General features: G+C 59.8%; 18 protein-coding genes and 2 tRNA genes. 5 read left to right on the top strand and 15 right to left on the bottom strand.

Features of this window, described 5'->3' with window-relative positions; genetic code table 11:
- Positions 1–211: 211 nt before the first annotated feature.
- Both R3D51_16575 and ilvD read right to left on the bottom strand, forming a co-directional pair.
- Positions 212–1,225 carry a tetratricopeptide repeat protein gene (locus R3D51_16575; protein MEZ5901097.1) on the bottom strand — a complete coding sequence of 338 codons (1,014 nt, stop codon included), beginning with the start codon at positions 1,223–1,225 and terminating at the stop codon, positions 212–214.
- Positions 1,212–2,936, bottom strand: coding sequence for a dihydroxy-acid dehydratase (gene ilvD / locus R3D51_16580; protein MEZ5901098.1), 1,725 nt, complete (start codon positions 2,934–2,936; stop codon positions 1,212–1,214). The genes R3D51_16575 and ilvD overlap by 14 nt, the downstream gene beginning before the upstream one ends.
- A gap of 513 nt (positions 2,937–3,449) precedes the next feature.
- Here ilvD and R3D51_16585 point away from each other — a divergent pair.
- The 3 genes from R3D51_16585 to R3D51_16595 all read left to right on the top strand — a co-directional run bounded on the left by R3D51_16585 (position 3,450) and on the right by R3D51_16595 (position 6,856).
- Complete coding sequence (locus R3D51_16585; protein MEZ5901099.1) at positions 3,450–4,784, top strand: DUF898 family protein; 1,335 nt, start codon at positions 3,450–3,452, stop codon at positions 4,782–4,784.
- The gene (locus R3D51_16590) at positions 4,774–5,985 is read left to right on the top strand and encodes a M48 family metallopeptidase (protein ID MEZ5901100.1); all 1,212 of its coding nucleotides are present in this window, start codon (positions 4,774–4,776) and stop codon (positions 5,983–5,985) included. The genes R3D51_16585 and R3D51_16590 overlap by 11 nt, the downstream gene beginning before the upstream one ends.
- A 214-nt stretch (positions 5,986–6,199) precedes the next feature.
- Positions 6,200–6,856 (top strand): DUF2939 domain-containing protein, encoded by a 657-nt coding sequence (locus tag R3D51_16595; protein ID MEZ5901101.1) that lies wholly within the window; start codon positions 6,200–6,202, stop codon positions 6,854–6,856.
- 56 nt (positions 6,857–6,912) lie between these two features.
- Here the strand turns inward: R3D51_16595 and R3D51_16600 are convergent, their stop codons facing one another.
- The 5 genes from R3D51_16600 to R3D51_16620 form a co-directional block, all read right to left on the bottom strand.
- A complete protein-coding gene (locus R3D51_16600; GenBank protein ID MEZ5901102.1) occupies positions 6,913–9,789 on the bottom strand; it encodes a valine--tRNA ligase in 2,877 nt (958 codons plus the stop codon).
- Positions 9,790–9,863: 74 nt separating this feature from the next.
- The gene (locus R3D51_16605) at positions 9,864–10,625 is read right to left on the bottom strand and encodes a DUF2497 domain-containing protein (GenBank protein ID MEZ5901103.1); all 762 of its coding nucleotides are present in this window, start codon (positions 10,623–10,625) and stop codon (positions 9,864–9,866) included.
- Between the two features lie 316 nt (positions 10,626–10,941).
- Positions 10,942–12,699, bottom strand: coding sequence for a DUF2497 domain-containing protein (locus tag R3D51_16610; GenBank protein ID MEZ5901104.1), 1,758 nt, complete (start codon positions 12,697–12,699; stop codon positions 10,942–10,944).
- Between the two features lie 346 nt (positions 12,700–13,045).
- The gene (locus R3D51_16615) at positions 13,046–14,503 is read right to left on the bottom strand and encodes a TolC family outer membrane protein (GenBank protein ID MEZ5901105.1); all 1,458 of its coding nucleotides are present in this window, start codon (positions 14,501–14,503) and stop codon (positions 13,046–13,048) included.
- Positions 14,504–15,006: 503 nt separating this feature from the next.
- Positions 15,007–15,663 carry a protein-L-isoaspartate O-methyltransferase gene (locus tag R3D51_16620; protein ID MEZ5901106.1) on the bottom strand — a complete coding sequence of 219 codons (657 nt, stop codon included), beginning with the start codon at positions 15,661–15,663 and terminating at the stop codon, positions 15,007–15,009.
- 296 nt (positions 15,664–15,959) lie between these two features.
- Between R3D51_16620 and R3D51_16625 the strand changes: the two genes are divergently transcribed.
- Together R3D51_16625 and R3D51_16630 are read left to right on the top strand one after the other, a co-directional pair.
- A tRNA-Cys gene (locus tag R3D51_16625) sits at positions 15,960–16,033 on the top strand.
- A 158-nt stretch (positions 16,034–16,191) separates the two neighbouring features.
- A tRNA-Asn gene (locus R3D51_16630) sits at positions 16,192–16,266 on the top strand.
- Between the two features lie 130 nt (positions 16,267–16,396).
- Here R3D51_16630 and R3D51_16635 read toward each other — a convergent pair.
- From R3D51_16635 to ribD, 8 genes are all read right to left on the bottom strand, one after another.
- On the bottom strand, positions 16,397–17,212 hold the full coding sequence (locus R3D51_16635; protein ID MEZ5901107.1) for a hypothetical protein: 816 nt from the start codon (positions 17,210–17,212) through the stop codon (positions 16,397–16,399).
- A gap of 160 nt (positions 17,213–17,372) precedes the next feature.
- On the bottom strand, positions 17,373–18,746 hold the full coding sequence (locus R3D51_16640) for a L,D-transpeptidase family protein (protein ID MEZ5901108.1): 1,374 nt from the start codon (positions 18,744–18,746) through the stop codon (positions 17,373–17,375).
- 294 nt (positions 18,747–19,040) lie between these two features.
- The gene (thiL, locus tag R3D51_16645) at positions 19,041–20,039 is read right to left on the bottom strand and encodes a thiamine-phosphate kinase (GenBank protein ID MEZ5901109.1); all 999 of its coding nucleotides are present in this window, start codon (positions 20,037–20,039) and stop codon (positions 19,041–19,043) included.
- Between the two features lie 35 nt (positions 20,040–20,074).
- Entirely contained in the window at positions 20,075–20,617 is a 543-nt protein-coding gene (gene nusB, locus R3D51_16650; protein ID MEZ5901110.1) for a transcription antitermination factor NusB, read from the bottom strand.
- Positions 20,614–21,120: a 6,7-dimethyl-8-ribityllumazine synthase gene (gene ribH / locus R3D51_16655; protein ID MEZ5901111.1), complete on the bottom strand. Its 507-nt coding sequence runs from the start codon at positions 21,118–21,120 to the stop codon at positions 20,614–20,616. Before ribH ends, nusB begins: the two co-directional genes overlap by 4 nt.
- Before the next feature lie 5 nt (positions 21,121–21,125).
- A complete protein-coding gene (gene ribB / locus R3D51_16660) occupies positions 21,126–22,247 on the bottom strand; it encodes a 3,4-dihydroxy-2-butanone-4-phosphate synthase (GenBank protein MEZ5901112.1) in 1,122 nt (373 codons plus the stop codon).
- A complete protein-coding gene (locus tag R3D51_16665; protein MEZ5901113.1) occupies positions 22,247–22,840 on the bottom strand; it encodes a riboflavin synthase in 594 nt (197 codons plus the stop codon). Before R3D51_16665 ends, ribB begins: the two co-directional genes overlap by 1 nt.
- Positions 22,841–22,842: 2 nt before the next feature.
- A complete protein-coding gene (gene ribD / locus R3D51_16670) occupies positions 22,843–23,988 on the bottom strand; it encodes a bifunctional diaminohydroxyphosphoribosylaminopyrimidine deaminase/5-amino-6-(5-phosphoribosylamino)uracil reductase RibD (GenBank protein MEZ5901114.1) in 1,146 nt (381 codons plus the stop codon).
- Between the last annotated feature and the right edge of the window lie 4 nt (positions 23,989–23,992).

The following is a 23,992-nucleotide window of genomic DNA, read 5'->3' on the forward strand; positions in this document are numbered from 1 at the left end:
TCAGACACGACACGCAGGCCAACGGCCGTCGAGACCAGCTTTGCCCGCGCTAGGCTTAAGCCTTCGCCCCCCTCTCCGCAAACATCTTCAGCTTACATCGCGCCGGTTAGAGGATAACGGTGCCGCGAAGGCAACGCTGAACGACGCAGTGTGATGTGCGCAGCGTCCACCGCCAACGTCGAATCGGCTGAAAACTTGGGGTTGAAACTCTTTAGTGCTCGGCGGTGAAACCAACGCCGACATCCCGAAGGCCGTGCTTGACCGGGGGCTCCGGGGTAGGCGACGGATCGACAACCCGTTTGGCGGCTGGCGCGCCGATCGGCATGACGGGTTCACCATTGGCGCAGGTCCGGATTGGATCCGCGGCCAGCTGGTCGAGGCCGGACTTATCGACCGAGTTCTCGTGGCGGCGTCCATAGCGGGTGCGCCATTCCGCAACTTGCCCGGTCGCCTGTCGGCGAACGCCCTCGCCTGCGTTGCAGAAAATGTTTTGATAAATGTCTTCGATCCAGAGCCGTTCGGTGGGCGACGCATTGCTCACCGCAACATCGATCAGGTTCAACGCAGCAATCTGATCCCGGGGCACGAACTTGCCGCGCCAGAGCAGATCGGCGAGGAACGCTTGCGCGCCCGGATGCCCTTTCTTCGACAATCGTGACAGCCAATGAATTCCGTTCTCGATCTTGCTTTCTTCGTCGCGAGCTCGGAATGCCAAGTCTGGTCCTTCTCCGCGCAAGAATACCTTGGCGAGTTCGAACTGAGCATCCTCGTCGTTGAAGAACAAAGCGGCTCGTTGCAGCAGGCTGTCCGCCAACAACGGGTTCGGCTTGAGGCCACCTTCTGCGATGCCGCTACGCAAGTAGCGCGACACTTCAGTAAGAGCCTTGGCTGCTATCGGCGCAAGGTCTTCGTCGTCCGGATCAACATCCCGCAGCTCGTCAGCGAGCTTGCGGAACATGTTATAGGCTTTCAAATGGTCGGTATAGGAACCTTCGTTATCGCCGTAGATGCGGGCGATATAGAACGTGCCCATAATGGGATTCGACTCTGCGGCGGTCTCAAGTGCAGGCAACGCAAGTTCATAAAAGCCGCCGTTAAAGGCCGCGATGCCTTGCTTGAGCGCTTCCTCAGGCGTGCGGAACGTCACTCCTCCGGCGGCGAAGGCCGCCGCCGAAAGAGCGATGCTCGCAATCAGAGACAAACAAGCACGTTTAAATGTCCGCATAGCAGAGAACTTCCGCCTTTCCGCCGGCGTGTGTCACCGCGCCGTAGCGCGCTGGCCCAACCTGATCGGCAAATTTAGCCAAGGCGCCCGACCGGTACATGCTGGGGGGCGCTTTCCATTCTTTGCGGCGCTTTTCCAACTCTGCCGCATCAACTTCCAGATCAATCGTGCCCTTCACCGCATCGAGTGCGATGATGTCGCCGTCCTTGATGAGAGCGATAGGTCCGCCGATGGCCGCTTCGGGCCCAACGTGGCCGACACAGAATCCGCGCGTGGCACCGGAAAAACGCCCATCGGTGATGAGCGCAACCTTGTCGCCCGCACCTTGGCCATAAAGCGCAGCGGTGGTCGAAAGCATCTCACGCATACCGGGGCCGCCCTTGGGGCCCTCATAGCGGATCACGATGACCTCGCCCTCTTTATAATTCTTCGTCTCGACGGCAGCGAAGGCATCTTCTTCGCAGTCAAAGCAGCGTGCGGGGCCACGGAATTGCAGGTTCTTGAGACCGGCAACCTTCACAATCGCACCGTCTGGCGCGAGCGAGCCCTTAAGACCAACGACACCACCAGTCGGTGAAATCGGATTCGACACCGGATAGATAACCTTCTGCTCGGTGTTGAACTTCACGCTTTCCAGATTCTCGGCCATCGTCTTGCCGGTCACCGTCATGCAGTCGCCGTGAAGGACGCCGCCTTCCAGCAGCGCTTTCAGGATTTGCGGAACGCCTCCGATATCGAAAACGTCCTTGGCGATGAACTTACCGCCCGGCTTCAGATCGGCGATGTAGGGCGTCTTCTTGAAGATCTCAGCCACATCGAACAAATCGAATTCGATGCCGCATTCATGCGCCATCGCCGGAAGATGCAGCGCGCCATTGGTTGAGCCGCCGGTCGCCGCGACGACGATCGCAGCATTCTCGAATGCCTTGCGCGTGCAGATATCGCGCGGGCGAATACCAAGGGCTAGAAGCTTCATCACGGCCTGACCGCTCGCAGCAGCGTATTGGTCGCGGCTTTCATACGGTGCAGGTGCGCCAGCAGAGCCAGGCAGAGCAAGGCCGATGGCTTCCGACACACATGCCATGGTGTTGGCAGTGAACTGACCACCGCACGATCCCGCCGAAGGGCACGCGCCGCATTCAAGCTCATGAAGCTCGCCGTCTGACATCTTGCCTGCAGAATGCATGCCGACGCCTTCGAACACGTCCTGAACTGTGACGTCCCTACCCTTGTGCTTGCCCGGCAGAATTGAGCCGCCGTACATGAACACGCTCGGCACGTTGAGGCGCAACATGGACATCATCATACCGGGCAGGCTCTTGTCGCACCCCGCAATGCCGACCAGCGCATCATAGCAATGGCCGCGCATGGTGAGTTCGATCGAATCGGCGATGACTTCGCGCGACACCAGCGACGACTTCATGCCCTGATGGCCCATCGCGATGCCGTCTGTCACGGTGATGGTGCAGAACTCGCGCGGCGTGCCGCCTGCTTCCTCAACACCCTGCTTGGCGACCTGGGCCTGGCGCATCAATGCGATGTTGCAGGGCGCAGCTTCGTTCCAGCACGACGCAACGCCAACGAACGGCCGATGGATCTGCTCCTCGGTCAGCCCCATGGCGTAGTAATAGGAACGGTGCGGAGCGCGCGAGGCGCCCTCCGTAACGTGGCGGCTCGGGAGCTTCGATTTATCGAACGTCTTGGCGTCCATTTCATTCCTCATTTGTCTTGCGTGGCTGTTCTGCTCATAAGCGCACTTTGGCGCGGCGGAAAGCCCCGAAAGACAAGGTCGCACTTACGGAAATCCTCACCAATCGGCAGGATCGCCGTTCTCTGTTTTCCCGTAAGCAGTAGCGCGGACTTTGTGGCCCGATAGTGGCGCACATGGGCCAGAACGTTGCCCTTCGGCCACAAACGTTAACGGACTGACAATTTGTCCTGGCGGGCCTGTCGATCGCGGCGCCGCCAACGCTGTAACAGTCACCGCTGGAACAGACCCTGCTCTTGTTTGGCCTAGTCTTCAGCAAATCCAGCCCTGTCATTTCCTGGGCTCTTCAAATGCTGAAACTGACCGTTTCCTGAGATCAGTCTACGGTTAATGATCGACTTCGGCAGGGTGAGGGCTCGGATGGGGCAGCGAGACGGCATTTTATGCCTTATTCAACCCCGTACACATATGATCCAGCGAGCCCTCTGCGACCTGGATCCACGGAGACGTCAAACCATGCAAGACACCTTCGCGCCCCTAGCCTCCGAGGGATCCAGCAATGTGGAGATTTCATTCGACAGTCGCGGCGACCGGTTGATTGGCCTGGGACTGGTCAATGGCGTGCTGAAAGTCCTGTCTCTCGGACTCTATTCATTCTGGGCCAAGACAGAAGTCCGTAGGCGGCTGTGGACCTTTACGCGTATCAACGGTGAACCGCTGGAATACACCGGTACCGGCAAAGAGCTGTTCTTGGGCTTCTTGGTTGTCTTTCTGGTTTTTGTCGTGCCGCTGATGCTTGGCGGCGTAGCGATCGCTTTGCTGTTTCCGGGCAACAAGGCCGCACTCGCGTTCTACCAGTTCGCAATCTATGCTTTGTTCTTCTTCCTCCTGGGCAACGCGCTCTATCGTGCCCAGCGCTATCGGCTAAGCCGAACGCAATGGCGTAGCATCCGTGGATGGCTGGCCGGATCTCCTGCGCGCTACGGTTGGACGTATTTCTGGACAATTGCACTGCCGCTTTTGCTGGTTGCACTGCTGACTGCCACAGCCGGGTGGGCCATCGCGCCTGCAGTCGCTGGCCCTGTCGCAATTCTCGGGCTGGTAGCCACGCTATGGGTGCTGCCCTGGCGCTCCAACATGCTGCAGCGGAAAATCACCGACGACATGCGCTTTGGCGATCATCCGCTCAGCTACTCAGGCTCATCGCGCCCCCTCTACAAGCGATATTTCTTCGCCTGGGTCGGCAGTGCTTTGCTGGTGGTTGGAGCCAGCGTGCTGACGCTGGTGCTTCTGAAATCATATGGTTTCCTGGATGCTTTTGGGGCCGGTGAGCGGCCCATTCCAACGGCAGGCCAGTCGCTCTCAATCATTGGCGTTTGGTTCGCGATCATTATCGCTATGGGCCTCGTGACCGCCTGGTACCGCGCCGCGCAGTACAATCATTTTGCCGCCCACACACATCTGGACGAAGCCACCTTTCGCCTCAAGGCTTCCGGAAAGAGCTTGATGTGGCTGCTGCTCTCAAACTGGCTCATTTCGATCCTCGGCGTCATTATTGGTCTGGCGCTCGGTGGTGGGCTTGCCTATGCCGCGGGAATGTTGCCCGAACCGCCAGAGCCCGGAATGCCCCCTGCCGAAGCCGGTGTATTGGCCATCCTGATGATCATGCTTCCGATGGTGCTGGTGACTACGGTTGCAACGACGTTTGCCCAGTTCCGCTCCGCCCGGTACTTTCTGTCCCGGCTGAAACTCGACGGGCCAGTCAATCTGGCAGCCATTCAACAGAGCGCCAGCACCGGGCCACGGCTCGGCGAGGGTCTCGCACAGGTATTCGATCTCGATGCATTCTGATCCTGTGTCCTATTACGCGCGCCTCAGCGACGGCAAATCCGCCGCTTCGCGCGACTGCAGAGTTCGCCTCGATTTGTCGGGTCTGGAAATCGCGTCCGATGATGGAGTTGTGCAGACGCGCTGGCCCTATGAAAGCCTGCGTGTGAGTGAACCGATCCGTCCACATTCCGTCGACGTATTGCTCTCATCCACGTCCGCGCCCGGCATCACAGTCTTCATTCCCGGCACGACTGTCCCTGCCTTGCTCGCCACACGTTCTCCGCATCTCACAAGCGGATCAGAACGCTGGCGTCACGCGCGCCCGTGGATTATCGGCGCGGCGGCGCTCATCGGATTGGGCATCCTTATTCACGCGGCCGGATGGACGCCATTGCGGACAGTCGCGGACCTGCTTCCGCACTCCTGGCGGGTGCGGCTTGGAGATTCCGCCATCCAATCGATGGCGGAAGGCAAGGGGCGGTGCATCAATCCGGTCGGCCTGGCCGCACTCGACCGGCTGTCGCAACGTCTCAGCGCAGCGGCAGGAACCGGCCAGAAGTTTGAAGTCGTCGTGGTAGACTGGAAACTATTCAACGCCTTTGCGGTCCCGGGCGACAAAATCATCATGACCCGCGGGCTTATCGAAAAGGCGGAAAGCCCCGATGAAGTGGCCGGCGTGCTCGCACACGAGATGGGACATGGGATCGCGATGCACCCAGAGACGGGCATCATTCGCGCTATCGGCATGTCGGCAGCCCTCGAGCTGATGATGGGCGGCTCGGGCGGAACGCTCGCCAATCTTGGCCTCGTTCTCGCGCAGCTTGGCTATTCGCGCGCTGCCGAGCGAGAGGCGGACGATCAGGCACTCATTCTGTTGCGCAAGTCCGGCATATCGCAGCAGGGCCTATCTGATTTCTTCCGGCGCGTGCTCAAGGCCGAAAAAGAATACGACGACGATGAGATAGCCGAAAACGCGGACAAAAAGGACAGCTCACAAGGCAAGACGAAGACGTCCAAGCACAGCGACGACTCAACTAAAGCACGCCTGACCCGCGCCCTCGATATGTTCTCAACCCATCCTCCGACTGCCGAACGCGCCGAGCACATCCGCATGTCGGGTAGCTATCCTTCGACGCCCGCACTCTCGGCGGAGGACTGGCGCGCCTTCAGGTCTATTTGCGCGGTCAGCGCGCCCCTCTCGGAAAGCTCGGAAGACAACTAAAACGCCAACCAATGCCCCAACTTAGGCATTTGCGGGAAATTGCCGTTCGTTATCCGCAGCCTTGAATTGCATGATCAAGCAACTAAGTGTTCCGCGCGGTTGGTGTTCGATTGCGGCTTTGGAGCCAAAATTGGCCAGATTAGAGCCCGATTTTCCAGGCAGCATGCCGCCTTAAAGTTGTCGCGGCGTGCGCGCGTGCTGGAGCTGTGAATACATGAAGGCACTGTTACTGAAGGCAAGTTTGGTTCTGTTTGTTATCGGCGGATACCTCGCTTCGCCTCTGATGACGGCGTGGTGGATCCGCGAGGCGGTCCATCACGGCGACAGCGCCTATCTTGCGCGCCAGATCGACTGGCCGGGTATTCGTGCTTCGCTTGCCCCTGACATTGGGCGCATCGCCCTAAATCTCCCCGACCCCGAGACAGCGCCCCAAGCCAAACTCGGGCTGTGGCAGCGCTTCAAGGCTTACTGGGGGCAAGGCGCCGTCAACCGCGCCATTGACAATTATCTGACGCCCGAGGGCCTGCCGCAGCTGTTCGAGGCCCGCAAGACCTATCGTGAGTACGTTTCCGGACAGACGGACGACTCGCAGCTTGGAATTGCGGAGCGCGTCAAGCGCGCCTGGGCACGTGTAAAGCGAGCGGAATTTACCTCGCTTACGACGTTCGAGATCGACATGCTGGACAAACACGATCCCAACCGCATGTACCTCGGTAAGCTCGCAATCGACGGCTTCGGCTGGAAGCTCAAAGAGCTGCGCGTGAAAATTCTGCAAGAGGCAGAGTCCGCCATCGTCAAGTTTGCTGCGACAGACGCAGGCATCCCTTCAGCCAAAAGCTTCTGGGCACGCGCAAAGGCAGCGGCCCGTTAACGCGGACAATCTCGTCCCTCACCACTGACGAAGCACAGCAAATGCGCGGTGAGCGATCAGTCGCTCAACCGCTTATGCGCTGCCGACAGGCGCGTGATATCGGCTTCGAGTTCCGCCTTCCGGGCGCGGGCCTCGGCAATCGCCTCCGGCTTTGCACGCTCCACGAAGCTCGGGTTGGACAGTTTGGCATCCATCTTCGCAAGATCAGACGTCGCGCTCTCGATGGCTTTTGCCAGACGCTTCTTTTCCGCCGCCATATCGATGATGCCCGCAAGCGGCAAAGCCGCCGTCGTTTCACCTGACACGATCAACGCCGCGCCCTTTGGCTCTGCGTTGGCGAACGAGATGTCGTCCAGACGAGCCAGACGCTTGATCGTGTCATCGTTGCGAACGGCACGGTCCTTCAACGCCGAGTCCGCGCCGATGATCACGAGCGGCACCTTTGCGCCAGCCGGAACGTTCATCTCGGTGCGTACCGAGCGGATTTCCGAGACCAGACGCACGATCCAGTTGATCTCGTCGGCGGCTGCCTTGTCGTAGAGATCGTCGAAACGCGGCCACGTCGCAAGGCACAGCAGCGTGCGGCGCGCGACGCCATGCTCGACCATGTGGGCCCACAGTTCTTCCGTTATGAATGGCATGAACGGGTGCAGAAGTTTGAGGATCTGGTCCAGAACCCACGCGACGGTCATGCGCGTTTCGGACTTCGCAGCCTCGTCCTCGCCCGCAAGCAGCGGCTTGATGAGCTCCAGATACCAGTCGCAGAATTCTCCCCACACGAACTCGTAGGCGGAAATGGCCGCTTCATTGAACTTGTAGGCTTCCAGAGAGGCGGTGATCGCGCCAGCCACCAGTTGCGTCTCGCCGATGATCCATTTGTTAATGGTCTGCTTGACGCTCGCAGGATCGAAATCCGGCTCGCGCACGCACTCGTTCATCTCTGCAAAGCGCGATGCGTTCCAGAGCTTGGTTGCGAAATTGCGATAGCCTTCGACGCGCTCGATGGAGAGCTTCACGTCCGAGCCTTGCGCCGCCATGGCCGCCATCGTGAAGCGCAACGCATCGGTGCCGTAGGACTTGATGCCCTGCGGGTAATCCTTGCGCACTTCTTTCTCGACCTTGTTGGCCTGCTCCTTCGCCAGTCCCGCGGTACGTTTGGCGATGAGCGCGTCCACTCCGATGCCGTCGATGATATCGAGCGGATCAATGACGTTGCCGCGCGTCTTCGACATCTTGTTCCCTTGCCCGTCACGCACAAGGCCGTGGATGTAGACGTCGTGGAACGGCACGTCCTCCATGAAATGGATGCCCATCATCATCATGCGGGCGACCCAGAAGAAGATGATGTCGAAGCCCGTAATGAGAACGCTGGTCGGATAGTAAGACGTCAACTCGGGCGTGTCTTCCGGCCAGCCGAGTGTCGAGAACGGCCACAGGGCGGATGAAAACCAGGTATCGAGCACGTCCTCGTCGCGCGTCAGAGGCACGTCTTTTTTGTAGAACAGCTTTGCCTCGGCGTGGGCATCGGCTTCGTCGTGCGCCACGAACACCTTGCGGTCAGGTCCATACCATGCCGGAATCTGATGGCCCCACCACAGCTGGCGAGAAATGCACCATGGCTGAATGTTCTCAAGCCAGCGATAGTAATCGTTGGCAAAACGCTCGGGCACAAAGCGGGTCTTGCCTTCCTTGACTGCGGCCAGCGCGGGCTTGGCAAGCTCCTCGGCTTTCACGTACCACTGATCCGTGAGCCATGGCTCGATGGCAACGCCGGAGCGGTCGCCGTGCGGCACAGTCTGCGTGGTGGGTTCGATCTTTTCCAGAAGACCTAGTTCATTGATCGCGGCCACGATCTTCACGCGCGCATCAAAACGGTCGAGACCGCGATACGCTGCCGGCGCTTCTTCATTGATGCGGCCGAAAGCATCAAGAATGTTGATTTGTTCAAGTCCCTGTCGCTTGCCGACTTCGAAGTCGTTGAAGTCGTGCGCAGGCGTGATCTTCACCGCGCCCGTACCCTTGGTGGGGTCGGAATATTCGTCGGCCACGATCGGGATCTCGCGCCCCACAAGCGGAAGTTTTACTTTTGCGCCCGCTTTGACGAGCGGCGCATAGCGTTCATCTTCCGGATGCACCGCAACGCCGGTATCGCCAAGCATAGTCTCTGGTCGTGTGGTGGCGACCACGATGTAGTCCTTTGCGTATCCGTCGACCTTCTTCGTCAGCGGATAGCGGAAGTGGTACATGTGACCGTTAGGATCTTTCGCGAGCGCCTTAGCAAGCGCGGCTTCATCGAACGGCTTCTCAGCGTCGCCGCTCGTCCAATTGACCGAACCGCGCTTCTCAACCTGCACAACTTCGAGATCGGAAATCGCGGTCTGGAACTTTGGGTCCCAATTGACGAGCCGCTTGTCCTTGTAGATCAGCCCGGCGCGATAGAGTTCGACGAAGACCTTGAGCACGGCCTTCGACAGTCCCTCGTCCATCGTGAAGCGCTCGCGCGACCAATCGCACGACGCACCCAGCCGTTTGAGCTGATTGACAATGGTCCCACCGGACTCGGCCTTCCACGCCCAGACCTTTTCAAGAAACTTGTCGCGGCCCAAGTCGCGGCGACCAGGCTCACCATCGGCGGCGAGCTTGCGCTCCACCACCATCTGCGTGGCAATGCCCGCGTGGTCGGTTCCTGGCTGCCAGAGCACGTCGCGTCCGCGCATACGTTCGAAACGCACCAGCACATCCTGCAGCGTGTTGTTCAAGGCGTGCCCCATATGGAGCGAGCCTGTCACGTTGGGCGGCGGGATGACGATGGAGAACGCAGCGTTCTTACCGCCACCTTGCGTGCCGCGCACCGCCTTGAAGGCTTCCGCCTTCTCCCATTCGGCAGCGATGCGCGGCTCGATCTCGGCCGGCTGGAATGTCTTTTCGAGCATGGGGTGAGGTTTCGCTTAATAACCGTGGATGTCCCGGTCGTAAGGCGCTCCTTCCCGTGCTGTCAACTGTGCGGCTATTTGCGCCCCTTGGGCTGCGACCCTTGCACCTCGCTCAACAGTGCCTTCTCGACGATTTTAGGCATGTTTTCATGCAACCATTGGCGCAACATCGGCCGAAGCAGCTGGGCGGCCGCGTCATCCACCGCTTCTGTCGCATGTTGGGCGAATCCGGCCTCAGGAAGCTCCGGAGGCTGGCGCAGCGCGGCCTGCGGCTCAGGCTCTACCTCGACCTGCTCGGGTTCAGGATCGGGCTTCGGCGGCTCGTAAGCTTGCCGCGTCAGCTCGCCCAACCTGTTAATTCGGGTGTCGAAGAACGTCGGCATCACGCGCGCGACCGGCTCTTCTTCGTGCTCGGCAGGTGACGGCCTGGGCTGAGAGGCCTGCTGAGGAGCAGTGGTTTGAGGCGCATTGGTGCGTTGAGCGCTCATGACGCTCTGCACCGGCGGTTCCAGCATACGTCCCGCGACCGAAGGATCGAATGGAATAACCGTGCGCGAGCGCGGTTCCTCTTCCTGGGGCGTTGCCGTCTTCAGGGCATCGCTCAAGCGTCCAAACAGCTTTGGTTTTTCAGGAAGGGAATTGTGACCCGGCTTGAATATCGCCGGCAGCTCGAATTCTGCGGCATCTGCGGGGGGCGGATCGCGCCGCGCCGGCAAACGCGCCTCTTGTGCAACCATTCGCGTCGGCCCCGCATCATCGGCGATGGAGGTGCGAATAGATGCGAGGATGTCTTCTACGTTGTGATTGGCCCCATTATACCCATTGATCGTGGTCATGACGCTACCTCTGTCTGCGTACAAACTACTTCGCAGAACCGCGCCGGCACTCCCGCTCATTGCCCTTCGGTTCGGTTTTCTCCCCGGTTCCGGCCCATCTCTCCCTTGAGCCCTCGCCGTCGTTGTTGGCGCACCTCGCTCCGTTCCCGAAAACAGCCGCGGTGTTATTCGCCCTTGCATGTTGCATTAGCGCCAATCCTTGGCGCTCGTATGGCGGCGAGGCGGCTGACGAAGTTTTCGCAAACAAAAATAAAAAACGGAGCACGTGTGCTCCGCTTTTATTGACGCAATCGCGTCACCGTCTCGTCCGAAAGTTTTATTCTGCAGCCGTTTTATGTGCGAAAGGCTTGCTTTCTGCCAGTTCCTTGCGAAGCGCCCGCTCGACGATCTTGGGCATATTCTCCGCAAGCCATGTTTTGAGCATAGGGCGCAAAAGCTCAGCGACAGTCTCTTCCATCGTTCGTGGCGCAGGGACGTTTTCATTATCCCTGCTGTGTGGAACCAAAGAACGCCCATCGCCCGCAGTCGCATCGTCGGATGCCGCATACGACTGCATGCGAGCATCCGCTTCCATCTCGCGCTGAGCATTTTCATCGCTTAGCTGCGTGGAGTTGCTGTTGTTTTCCAACTCCGGCTCAACGACCTCGACATCAGCATCGTCTGACGCTGCTTTTTCCGATGGCATCTCGGTCAAAATCGCCGAGATCCCGCCGACGTTTACTGAAGCCGTCTCAAAGCTGCGCGGCGCCAGATCTGACAACGTGGCTGGCGCTGTTTCCTCGGCAGTCGCTTTCTCTTCCTGCTCTGTCTCGGGCTCGTGTGCATCAGATGCAGTGGTCTCGAACGAAGCTGTCTGCTGCACATCCATCACGCTGTCTTCAATCGTCTCTGAAGCGTCAGAAACCTCCGGCTCATCTCGCTCAAGCGTATTCTCCGTCTGAGAACGTTCCAACGCACCGAAGGACGCTTCGGGCACGCCGTGCGCAGCGCGCGTCAGTTGCTCAAGCGGTTCGAAAGATGGCAACGACGACGGCGCAGATACCTTATCGGCCGACGACGCGGGAAACGCAGGGCTGGTCCCGAAGGCCTTCGGACGGAAGCTGATCTCACCGAATGGATCGTCGGCAGGTTCGCTATCAACCGTCTGAGATCCGGACGATCCCTGCGTAGGCGCAACGGCCATTTTATCCTGCGGCTCAGTCGCGGTCGCCTCAGACTGAGACACGGCGGTGAAAGAATTCATCGTGCTGAAGTCCGGCTGCGAAGACTTCTCCGCCGGAGCTGGCGGCTGCTGCGAGGCAGAGGTGAAGTCTGGCTTTGCGGAAGGCCATGGCTCGCGCACGGGCACGAAGGATCCGAAAATATCCTTACTTGGTTCAGGTTTCGCTTCAGCCGGTTGCGGCATCTCCTTGCGTGCGAATGGAGACGGCCCTAGCGAAAACTCAAAGGGATCGGAGCTTTCTCCAGCCGGTGAAGGGGCAGCAGCCTTTGCAGGAGCAGTCTCGACCGCTGGCGCTGCATGGCTGTCGAGCGCACCCTGAACAGGGTCATTGAAATTCTGCGGAGGTGCAGCTGCGGGTTTTCCCAGCGACAGACCAGACGCGCTTTGCGCACTGTCTGTCTTGGCAGGCCCGCCGAGAACATCTGCGAGCTGCGCATCAATATCAAAGGTCGACACTTGCCGCTGGGGTGGTGCGGCGAAAGGATTGGTGCTGAAGGGCGTCACCGGCTTCATCGTCGGCAGCGGCTCGGCCTGCGGACGCGGCGAATCTAGAGAGGGGCGGTGCGAGAAAAAGCTTGCGGTTGCCGCCTTGACGTCCTGTGCCCCCTCCGACGCAGGAGCAGGTGTGCTCTCCGCTGAATCTTTCGATTCGGCAGATGCGATATGGGGCTGCACGGCGGAGCCTAAGCTGGAGATCCCGCTGCTATTGCCTTCCGGCGCTGAGACGGGGCGATTCGGCTTGGAACCCGGCTCGGGGCGCGAGCCAGGCGGATCCTCGGCAATTATCTTGCGGATTGAAGCCAGGATCTCTTCCATGCTGGGTTCGCCGCCGGTTGGATCAAGTCTCGTCATACCGCACCTTTCAAGATGCGCGGCCGTTTTAGGCCACGCTCCTTCGCCAATCACCGCCAAGTATCGCTAACGGGCGCTGCTAGCCAGCTACAAACGCGCTCCCGATCTGTGTGATTATAGACGGCAAAACGCTGTTTGAAGGCCACACTGGTGGTTTACCACAAGGAATTAGCGCCGGCTCTTGGCGCTCTCAAGGCAATTTGGCGGTTTCTGCTTCGTTGCTGATCGCACCTTTGTCGCAAACACATTGAATCGCCGCACCTCAGCCAATCGCATCAAGCTGTCGCACTAATGCAAACGGGCCCCATTGGGGGCCCGTTCAAATTTGCATCACGTCGGCGACCGGTCACTTCATCGATTCGTGGGACACCTCGGCCTCCCACACGTCGTGGTGCTCTGTCCGGCCATCATCGTGCGTAATGTCGATACCAAACCACTTGCGGCGAACCTCGTCAGCGTGGACCACAGGATCATAGACGCTGCTGACGGCACCAAGTTCGGCGACATTCAGGCGACCGATAGCTGCAATCACGGCATAAGTCGCGACTAGGACGTTCCGCTTGGTCGCTTCCTGCTGAATTTCCGAAACCAGAAGCTCTTGGCGGGCATTCAACACGTCCAACAGCGTGCGTTGTCCGACCTTCTCTTCTTCACGTACACCGTTTAGAGCGGTGCGGTTTGCCTCGATTTGAGCCTTGTCGGAGACAAGCTGCGCCTTAGCACCCTGAAGCTGGGCCCAAGCCTTCGCTACATCCGATTGCGCCAACGCACGAGCCTGCTCGATTTCCTGTATCCGGGATACGTGCGTGTGCTTGGCTTGACGCACACGCGCTTCGACTTCGCCACCAGTGTAGATGGGCACGTTTACACGGCCGACTACGAGTCCTGTTTCCGTCTTATCGATCCCGACAGTGCCATCAAATCGCTCCGTATAGGAGGCTTCAAGCTGGGCCGTTGGCAACAACTCGCCGCGAATGCGATCAACCGTGAAGCGTGCAGCCTGCTCACGATAGAGAGCGCCAACGACCTCCGGATTTTCCTGAGCACTGATCGCGATGGCCTCATTGAGCGAACGCGGAAGCAGCCGGGTATTCCAACCCGGATCGACCAGGCTGCGCGGCGCATGGCCCACGATCTGCTCGAACTGTGCACGAGCCGACTTCAGGTTCGCCTGTGATGCATCAAGATCGCCAACGGCCAGAGCGCGGCGAGCCTCAGCCTGAGCAACGTCCGTTCTGGTCACTTCGCCAACTGCGAAGCGATCCTTGGTCGCTTTCAGTTCTTGATTGAAGAATTCCAAACCACCTTCGCGCAGCCGCACGACGTTTTGTGCAGCCACAACATCTGCAAAGGCGCTTATCGCGCCCTGCAACACCTGCTGCTCGACCCCCCGCAAGTTTTCACGTCCTGCACGCACGAGCGATTCGGCCTCGCTAACGGCATTGGTCGTCTGAAAGCCACGAAAGACCGGCTGCACCAAGTCCACCGTATATCCGCGCGGCGATGTCGAGCCACCAGCGCCAGTGGCAGGACGCACGTTGAAGTTCTCTCGTCCTACATCGGCATTGAAACCAATCTGCGGTCGATAGCCTGAATTCGCTCGCGCAACTTCTTCGTCAGTTGCACGAAGGCGTGCACGTTCCGCATCCAATTGCGGATTGTATTGGTAGGCTGCAGCAACGGCATCGAGCAACGTTTCCGCATGGGCGGGAACGGCTACTTGCGGCGCCAGCATAATGGCAAGTGCGGCAAGGGCGCCTGCCCCATATGCTCGCATAGCCCCCCGGTTAACGCGCAGCGTCATCTATTTGTCCCTGTCAGCCCCACGCGATCTCCCCAGACCACAGTTGGGACGCCCCCATTTAACGCGCCTCGCACCCCGCCTCAGTACAAATAGCCCGATTCTCGAGTTACAGTGCAAATGCCGACATTGCTATGCACAGACATACCCCAACGCCGGCCCACACGGGAGGCACCAGAGCCCCACCTACGTGCATTGAACATGCCGCGTTGCTGAATTCACACATGCCTGGTCTGATTAATACTATTTTAAGACTCTAAGAGCGCTTGCGATATACGTGGGCTACGCCCTTGAAACCACTAGTTCCTTCGTTTCCAGCACGCCCCACTGCGAATCACTTTCGCAGCACTTAGATTGAGGCAGGTTCCCGAACCGCAACTGGACGCTTTTGGGCATGGATACCCATCAAAAATCGATTTATCGCGCGCACCCGCGACGGCGCTCCGGTGGGCGAGCCAAGCTTTGAGTCTCTCCGGGGCCTGCGAGTCGATTTCGAGCTGCGTTCACTAGAAGATGAAGCTGGCGGGCCGCTCAAATCCCGGAACCAGAGGTGCTGAGGCATCAAAGGCGACACGCTCTGACGGTGTGTTGGCAACCTTGGTCGCCACGACAGCGCGCCCAAGGCCCTGCCGCGCTTTGATCGCCACAAGGCGCCCGCCCTGAGCCAGCTGCGCGAACAGTGCTTCGGGCAGATCTTCTACGGCCCCATCGACGATAATCGCGTCATAGGGGGCACCATCGGCATAACCTGCCGCCAGACCACCCTCGACGATCTCTACGTTAGCCGCACCGATTGCAGCCAGATTTTCGCGCGCTGCCGATGCAAGTGAAGCATCCGCCTCCAATGCGACGACCTTGGCGGCCATGCGGGACGCAATGGCTGCCGAATACCCCGTCAACGCGCCAACAATCAGCACCGTGGACGTAGGTTCCAAGTCCGCAAGTTGCATCAGCCGTGCGAGCGTGCGCGGTGCCATCATCGCCCGTCCGCCGCCTACGGGAACCGCGCCATCCATATACGCAAGCGCGCGCTCCGCCTTGGAAGGAACAAATGTCTCGCGCGCGATGTCCTGCATGGCAGCCGTAATGCGACGGTCCGTGACGTCGCTCGGGCGAACCTGGCTTTCGACCATGTTTTTTCGCTGCAGGGCGCTGTCGGCCATCGTATTCGATCTCCCTCGATCCCAAGGCTCCAATGGTCCGATAAAGCCAGCAATTCCGGGCTGCGCGGGCTTGCTGATGGCTGATGAACCGGTTGTTCCTATACGCCAAACCCCATCTACCTGCGACAGATAAGCTGCCGCAAGTGCGAAAGAGCCGCGCCGACCATCTTGTAACTTCTTCCAGGAACATGATAGACGGGCCACTCTGTCATCTGGCTTTGATCTTTCGCTAGCGAGGGCTTTGCCGGTTTGACGTGTGCGCGCCACAAGGGCGAGCATGTCGCTTGGTTGTAAGAGGCCACGTGGCGGAGTGGTGACGCAGCGGACTGCAAATCCGCGTACCCCGGTTCAATTCCGGGCGTGGCCTCCAAGCGGCGTTGTTCGGCTGTTAAGCCCCTGAGGCGAAAAGGTGGTTGCACATGGGGGCGCAATGCGTACAAAAGCGCTCGCAATGGTGCTCGTGTTCTGGTAATGCGGGCGCTCGCTCGGGCTTTTGGAATGTTTTCCAATGCCTTTGCGACAAGGCATTCCGCGGTAGCTCAGTGGTAGAGCGTCCGACTGTTAATCGGATGGTCGTAGGTTCGAATCCTACCCGCGGAGCCAGATAATTATCTGAAATTCCGATGACATTTTTCGCGGAACGAGTTTCAGGCTTGATGGGTCGGCGATGCGTTTCGACCGGTGCAAAATGCACCCTCGGTTCCCACAATAAAGTGTGCCCAACAACGCCTGATCAGCGCGCGATGGCGCCGCCCATCACATCGGCTACCGTGGCACTCGATTTCCTTGCAGGCGCGATGCGTGAAGCCCGGCGTGAGGGTGTGCGCGATGGCTTGGCGACAGGAGAGGCCGGATCGGCGGTTGCTGCCACCGCTGAAGCCTCGGTCGTCTTGGCTGCTACACGCGCAGTGGGATCAACTGGCAGCTTTTCGGCAACCGCGATGACACGGGAAGCATCGCCCAGGAGCAAATCTCCGCCGTACGTCGCCAGATAGTAAGCTCCATCGCCTCCAACGACTGTGTAGCGCATCCCGCGCGAGGTGCGCGATGTCGTTACCCTGTCGGTCGTCTTCTGGCCGCTGCGCAAATGCCATTCAGCAACGAGCCCTTCCTTCGACCTCAGGATCGTAAGCTTACCGGGCAACGCGGGCGGCGACGTCAGCCACACACCGACAACATCACGCGAATCGAGCTGTGCCTCCGAGCGGAACAGGGCCTCGTCTTCCGCTCTTAGACCAAGAATTGAAACATCCGGGAGCGCCCTTTGGAAGCGCGCAATCGCCCATGGTTGGGCGGCAAGGTCGGCTTTTGGCAGGAAGAACGACACAGACGCAACGGTTTCGCCCGTCTTTCGCTTTGTGTTGATCTCGTTGGCCAGATCGTAGAGTGCCCGTTCCGAAATGCGCTCGTTTACGCGGACAGCGATGTTACGAGAGTCCTCGGGTCCATCTATGCTGACCGTCTTGTAGCTCGAAGGCGGCTGCGTTTCGGCAATCGCGGTATTCGCGAGACAAAAGAAAGCAATGAGGCTCGCCCAAATCCTGGCCATTCGCACCGAGTCCCTGATTAAGCTTGGCTGCGCCACCAAACGGCGCGCTATCAGGGCTAGGATTGATTTGTTAACCCGGGCTTAACGCAAAAAAGAAACGGCGCCCTACGTGGCCCAGGCGCCGAATTTAGAAGGTTGTGAAAATCTCGCTTCTGACCCGTCAGGGCGCCAGCGCGTTGGCTGCAGCGGCAGGTGGGCGTTCCTCGTCAGGATCGACCCAGGCAGCCGTATTCGTCGAGGCAGGATGATCCCGGCCGTAGATGTCTGGCCGAAACTCGATCCGCCCTGTCGAGGGCTCAGCCCACGCCGTGATGTAGGTGAAATAGACGGGGATCGGGCGTGTGAGCGTCAGATCGAGGGGCTGGCCCTGCGCCAGCACCTGCTGGACGCGGCCGGGCTGCTCCCAGCCGGGTTCATACTTGGCGATCCATTCTGCGAGCTGGAAAACTTCCTGCACGCGCACGCATCCAGCTGAGAACGAGCGGCTGCGCTGACCAAACAGCTTCTTCATCGGCGTGTCGTGCATATAGACGCCGAACTCGTTTTGCATGTCGATACGCACCAAGCCCAGCGCATTTTTATCGCCCGGATCCTGCTTGAACTTGTAGTTGGCCACCTGCGGCGAGTTCCAATCGATGGTCATCGGATTGAGCTCGGGCCCATTGTATCCGTCATAAACGCGGATCACTTCTTCAGACAGATACTGGGGCTCGGTCTTGAGCCGCGGCACCAGATCGAGCGTGGCGACGCTGTCGGGCACACGCCAGTAGGGGAAGAAGTTGAGAGCTTTGATGGTGGCGCGCACCTCAGGCGTGTCGCGGCCTACACGGCCGACAATAACGCGATGGCGCAACTGCACTTCGTACTTCTCAACCGCTTCAAGCTGGAAAGCAGGGACATTTACGAGAACATAGCGATCCTCGACGCCGCCCTGCGTGAGAGCGCGCAACCGCTCATAGTTGAGCTTGAGCTGATCGAGACGCTCCTGAGCCGTCATATTGAGGACAGCATAAACCGAACGCTCGATTCGTCCGGTCGGGCGAATGCCGTTACGAGTCTGGAAGCGCTTGACGCCGTCTTCAAGCTCGCTGTCGAAGGTTTCGCTGTTGTAGTACTGGCCCTTGGGCGGCATGTCGCCCGAAATCCGCAATCGCTTGCGGAGGATCGGAACGCGCGGATCCTCGTCGCCGGCGCGCATCATGCGCCCTTGCGGCACGAGGGGCCAGCCACCTTGATCGACAATTCTCTGATAGCTCTCGATCGCTGCCGCCATAGCTTTCAGCATCACGTCGCTGCGCCAGGGCGTTGCATCGGGCCGCAGATCGTTTAGCGGTTCGGGTTTGCGCTCAGGGGGGGGCTCACGATCGCCACCCTCTCCGCCATAGACCGGACTGCCGATCTGTTGGCCGGCCCACGATGCCTGCGCATGAGCAGGGCTCGCGCCGATGGCGATGCTCAACGATGCAAACGTACAAACAATGAGTGCCCAGGCCGCCCTGAGCCCCACCGAATTAAAGCAGTCTAGAGATATCATTCCTCAGCCCGGCCCACTTCAATTGTCGCCCGTATCGCAAGAACTCTTTTTCGGATGCCTACGTTCCGATCGGACGTGCTCCGCTGCACTCACGCTGCGCCACAAAACGCTGTTATCGTAACCTTCTGCGCAAGCATATGGCCAAACGGTGACGTAAAGCCATTACGCCCGGACGCAAGGCTGCAATGTGTTGCAGTTCTGCCGTTTTTTGGCTTTTGAACAACGATGCGGCGTAAGGGTGCCCGCTTTGCGCGCACCATGCCGCACTTTGGCGACACAACCGGGAAAAATACTTCAGGAGAAGTGGTCGTATCCGGTCCTATCCAAGGGCATTGCGCCTCCTGCGGCATCGACAACGACGACGCCGGTTCCCTGCTGCAGCCAGCCCACCTGCGAAACATTGATCGGCAACTGCGCAATCTCGTCCTTCAGCAACTCCAATTTGGCCTCCGGGACCGCAAACAAAATCTCGTAATCGTCACCGCCGGCAAGGATTTCCCGAGACCATGCGGGATGCGCCTGGATCATGATTCGAGCGGGCGGTGAAAGGGGAAGCGCGTTGAAATGGACTTCAGCGCGCGCGCCCGCACCAGCGGCCAGCTTGCCCAGATCCTTGGCAAATCCATCCGAGATGTCGAGCGCAGCTGACGCATAGCGGCGCAAGATCGACATGATTTCGAGGCGCGGTGCAGGACGCAGGTAACGTGCGCGCAGAAATCCCATATCGCCGCTTGTAAGAGCTTCATCAAAAAGATTTGTCTGGCGCTGCAAGGCGAGCCCAAGCGCCGCATCGCCGAGCGTACCCGTGACGAACAACGCATCTCCCGCGGATGCGCCGTTACGGCGTACCATCCGACCTCTAGGAACAGCACCCAATACCGTGATCGCGACCGACAGAGCGCCTTTGGTGTGATCGGTATCCCCACCCAGAAGCGAAAGCCCGAAAGCCTTTTGCGCGCTGGCCAGCCCTTGCGCAAACATCGCCATCCACTCGTGCTCAGGTGGCTCAGGAAACGAAAGCGCCATGGTGTAGCCAATTGGCTCGGCGCCTTTTGCGGCAAGGTCGGAAACATTCACCGCCAACGCCTTCCAAGCGATGTCGTCAGCGCGGCCGTCGGCAAAGAAGTGAACGCCCGCAACGATGGGATCCGTGGTGACCACGACATCGCAATCTTCAGGAGGCGTGAAAAACGCTGCATCGTCGGAAAGTCCGAGCGCACCAGGAGCGCCAGCACTCAAAGGTGCCAGATATTTCTGAATCAGCTCCGTTTCGCTGGTGACCCGTTGCGTCAAACCTGCCTCGTGTCGATTGTGCGCTTGTAGCTTCCTCAGGCCGGACCGCTTTTGGACTCGAAGTCCTTGGCACGAACCTTTCGCGCAATCTTGTCGAGCACGCCATTGACGACGCGCGGTTCGTCCTCGGAGAAGAAGAAGTGCGCCACATTGATGTATTCGTTGATGACAACGCGCACCGGCACGTCTGTACGCTCCAGCAATTCGCAGGCTCCAGCGCGCAGCACCGCACGCAAGATACTGTCAACGCGCACCAGCCGCCACCCTATGGCGAGCTGATCGTCGATGAGCGGATCGATTTCACGTTGCCGCCGCAGCACGCCACGCAGGATGTCGGCAAAGAACTGCCGGTCCGCTCCGCTTGCTGCGGCCGCCGCGGTTGCATCCTCTTCAGCGCCTGAATTCGCATCTACGTTCGGCTTCCCTGAGATGCGCTCTGACAAGAACTCGTCAATAACGTCGTTGAGGTCGGTTCCCGCCATATCCATTTGATACAGTGCCTGGACGGCGGCCAGTCGCGCAGCCGTGCGCGCCGAAATCAACTCCGGCGCGCCAGCAGGCTGTTTTTTGGTTGTCATGCCTTGTGCCCCCAGAAGGCGCGCTTGATCTCGATAAGCGACAGACAGGCGCGTGCGGCGTCACCGCCCTTGCCGTCACGGCCGCCCTTGGCGCGTGCAATCGCCTGGGCCTCGGTTTCAACGGTCAAAATTGCGTTGCCGACTGGCGCGTCGTGCTTGGTGGCCACGTCCATGAGCCAGTGGTTGGCGTTGTTGACGACAATATCGTAATGGGCGGTCTCACCACGAATGACGCAGCCCAGCGCGACCGCACCGTCGAAGCTCATGCGCCCAGCCGCGCGCGCACCAACGGCGGCCGCAAGAACCTGGGGGATCTCAAGCGCACCGGGAACGGTCAGGCGGGTATAGCTGACCCCACGCGCTTCGAACTCTGCGATCGCTCCCTCAAGCAGCAAATCAGCAATGTTCGTATAGAAGCGCCCCTCAAGAATAAGAACGTGAGCGCGCAAGGGGCTATCGGAGCGCTTGGCGCTCGCTTCCTCGTTGCCGGATTTGACGACCATGACCCCTACTCGATCTTTCTCGTGCCTGTTACGCGCAAGCCGAAGGCTTCAAGGCCTACATAGACATGAGCGGGCGATGTTGTGAGCACTTCCATATCCTTCACGCCGAGATCGACAAGAATTTGCGAGCCAATGCCGATCTCGACCTGACGACGCTCCTTGGAGGCATCCTGGGTTCCCGGCGCCTGCTGCTTGACCCAGTCGGACAGCGCTTTCGGGCGCAAATCGCGGATCAAGACCAACACGCCGCGGCCTTCCTTCTCGATCTCGCGCAACGACTGAGAGATCGTGGCTTCACTCTCGCCGCCAACACCTAGCACATCGTGAAATACGTTGAGCGGCTGCACGCGGACGAGTACGGGATCACGGCCGGTGATCTTGCCTTTGACGAGGGCAAGATGCTCGGAGGGCTCGACAGTATTTTCATAGACGTGCAAGTCGAACCCGCCACCGATGCGGGTCTCAACATGCGTCTTGGCAACGTGTTTGATGATGCGGTCGTTCTTGAGGCGGTAGGCGATCAGATCCTCGATCGCACCTATCTTGAGCCCATGTGACTTCGCGAATGGAACCAGGTCGCCCATACGAGACATGGTGCCATCGTCGTTCATGATTTCGCAGATGACCGCAGCAGGTACGAGCCCGGCAAGGCGGGCAAGGTCCACGCTCGCTTCGGTGTGTCCTGCGCGAACGAGAACGCCGCCTTCGCGTGCGATCAAAGGAAATACATGGCCCGGCGAAACGATGTCTCCCGCGCCCTTTGTGGGATCGATTGCTGTCGCGACGGTTCGCGCGCGGTCAAAGGCCGAAATGCCCGTTGTGATCCCTTCGCGCGCCTCGATCGATTGCGTGAACGCGGTCGAACGTCCCACGCCAGCGCGCGCCTGCGACTGCAACGAAAGATCGCTCGCGCGCGCCTGCGTCAACGTCAGACAGATGAGACCGCGGCCGTGCTTGGCCATGAAATTGATCGCGTCGGGTGTCGCCATCTGGGCGGGAATGACAAGGTCGCCTTCGTTCTCGCGGTCTTCCGCGTCGACAAGAACGACCATCTTGCCATTCTGCATGTCCTCGACGATCTCCTCGATCGGCGAGAGCACGGATGATGTGGCTTGCGAACCGTGCATCACGGACGAAACTCCAATAGGCGCGCCACGTAGCGCGCGAACACATCGACCTCGATATTCACGAGGTCGCCCGGCCTTTTCGCGCCCCACGTCGTAACCGTCAAGGTGTGCGGAATGAGATTGACGCCGAAGCGGTCGCCGGACACCTCGTTGACGGTTAAGGACGTGCCATCCATGGCAATGGAACCCTTAGGCGCGATATACCGCGCCAGATGCTCCGGTGCTTCCAGAAGAAACCGGCGGCTTTCCCCATCGGGCGTGATCGAGATGATCTTGGCAACGCCATCGACGTGACCGGACACGATATGCCCACCAAGCTCGTCGCCTGCTCGCAACGATCGTTCAAGGTTGACTTTGCGACCAGGTTCCCAGCCGTCAAGCGTGGTCTTTGAAAGCGTTTCGTTGGACACATCGACCGTGAAGCACGCTCCTGCTGGATCAGGGGCGATCTCCCTCGCCGTGAGGCAAACGCCGTCGCAGCAGATAGACGCGCCGGACGGGATTGTATCTGCGCTAAAGGCCGTGCGCACCGTGAAGGCGCCGCCCTGGCGCGCCACGACCTCGCCGACATCGCTAACCAACCCCGTGAACATGCTCAGTTTCCTTCCTGCTTATGCGTCGTCCGCAACCGCCAAAGTCTATCAGGTCCAAAGGTTGCCGTGTCCGCAATCGCCAGCGGCAGATTGCCTGAATAAGACTTTGCAAGTGCAAACGGCGGAAGACCTGCCTCGCCCGCTGGTCTGCCGGATTTGGCGATACCGGCTACATAGAGGGCGATTTCATCGACCAGGGATTGTGCGCCGAAAGCCGCCCACATGCCTGGACCGCCCTCAACCAGAAGCCTCGTTATTCCGCGCGCCACAAGCGCTTCCATGACCGCGGGAAGCCAGAGCTGGCCAGCAACCACTGGGACCAGCGCAACCTCCGCACCCTGGCGCTCAAGCATCGCCTTGCGGACGGGATCTGCGCCAAAGCCCGCGACACACAGAACGCCGACGGCGTGACTATCGTCAAAGAGGCGGGCACTGGGTAGAATATCGAGACTTTTGGAGAGGACCACGCGCAGCGGAGACTGCCCCTCTAAGCCAGGAAGGCGGCACGTGAGCTGCGGATTGTCGGCCTTGATCGTGCCCGCGCCGACGAGGATCGCGTCGGCCTGCGCGCGCAGCAGGTGACCATGCGCGCGCGCCTGCGGGCTGGTCACGAAAACGGGCATCGCGCCGGTGCCTTGCGGCACGCTCCCGGAACTATCGAGCGCCATCTTGAGCGTGACAAACGGCCGGCGCTCGGTCACCCGCACGATGTGGCCGCGCGTAATCCAGCGCGCTTCCTCCGCGCCGATACCCCGGCGCACTTCAAGACCGGCGGCGCGCAGACGATCGAGGCCGCGCCCCGCAACCCTTGGATCCGGATCTTCAATCGCCACCACGGCACGCTTCAAACCCGCCGTAATGATAGCGTCGGCGCACGGTGGCGTTTTGCCGTAATGCGAGCAAGGCTCAAGGGTGACGTAAATCGTTTTTCCCGCAGCCCGCTCTCCTGCCAAGGCAATTGCGCTCGGTTCGGCGTGCGGTCTGCCACCCGCCGCGGTAACCGCACGTGCGATAACTTCGCCGGTCGCCTCATCGGCAATAACGGCACCAACGGATGGGTTAGGCGCCGTGAGCCCAAGGCCGCGGCCAGCCATCATCAATGCGATTCGCATCATCTGCGCATCGAATTTGGCGCGATCCTCGCTCACGAAG

The sequence above is a fragment of the Hyphomicrobiaceae bacterium genome (assembly GCA_041397645.1).
Taxonomy (GTDB): domain Bacteria; phylum Pseudomonadota; class Alphaproteobacteria; order Rhizobiales; family Hyphomicrobiaceae; genus Hyphomicrobium_B.

Bases quoted from the DNA above. Each gene is read 5' to 3' on its own strand.
- R3D51_16585 (MEZ5901099.1), top strand. From the start codon at position 3,450: ATGCAAGACACCTTCGCGCCCCTAGCCTCCGAGGGATCCAGCAATGTG.
- R3D51_16600 (MEZ5901102.1), bottom strand. From the start codon at position 9,789: ATGCTCGAAAAGACATTCCAGCCGGCCGAGATCGAGCCGCGCATCGCT.
- R3D51_16620 (MEZ5901106.1), bottom strand. From the start codon at position 15,663: ATGGCCGACAGCGCCCTGCAGCGAAAAAACATGGTCGAAAGCCAGGTT.
- nusB (MEZ5901110.1), bottom strand. From the start codon at position 20,617: ATGACAACCAAAAAACAGCCTGCTGGCGCGCCGGAGTTGATTTCGGCG.
- R3D51_16640 (MEZ5901108.1), bottom strand. From the start codon at position 18,746: ATGATATCTCTAGACTGCTTTAATTCGGTGGGGCTCAGGGCGGCCTGG.
- R3D51_16590 (MEZ5901100.1), top strand. From the start codon at position 4,774: ATGCATTCTGATCCTGTGTCCTATTACGCGCGCCTCAGCGACGGCAAA.
- ribH (MEZ5901111.1), bottom strand. From the start codon at position 21,120: ATGGTCGTCAAATCCGGCAACGAGGAAGCGAGCGCCAAGCGCTCCGAT.
- ribB (MEZ5901112.1), bottom strand. From the start codon at position 22,247: ATGCACGGTTCGCAAGCCACATCATCCGTGCTCTCGCCGATCGAGGAG.
- R3D51_16575 (MEZ5901097.1), bottom strand. From the start codon at position 1,225: ATGCGGACATTTAAACGTGCTTGTTTGTCTCTGATTGCGAGCATCGCT.
- R3D51_16595 (MEZ5901101.1), top strand. From the start codon at position 6,200: ATGAAGGCACTGTTACTGAAGGCAAGTTTGGTTCTGTTTGTTATCGGC.
- R3D51_16605 (MEZ5901103.1), bottom strand. From the start codon at position 10,625: ATGACCACGATCAATGGGTATAATGGGGCCAATCACAACGTAGAAGAC.
- ilvD (MEZ5901098.1), bottom strand. From the start codon at position 2,936: ATGGACGCCAAGACGTTCGATAAATCGAAGCTCCCGAGCCGCCACGTT.
- R3D51_16615 (MEZ5901105.1), bottom strand. From the start codon at position 14,503: ATGACGCTGCGCGTTAACCGGGGGGCTATGCGAGCATATGGGGCAGGC.
- R3D51_16635 (MEZ5901107.1), bottom strand. From the start codon at position 17,212: ATGGCCAGGATTTGGGCGAGCCTCATTGCTTTCTTTTGTCTCGCGAAT.
- R3D51_16610 (MEZ5901104.1), bottom strand. From the start codon at position 12,699: ATGACGAGACTTGATCCAACCGGCGGCGAACCCAGCATGGAAGAGATC.
- R3D51_16665 (MEZ5901113.1), bottom strand. From the start codon at position 22,840: ATGTTCACGGGGTTGGTTAGCGATGTCGGCGAGGTCGTGGCGCGCCAG.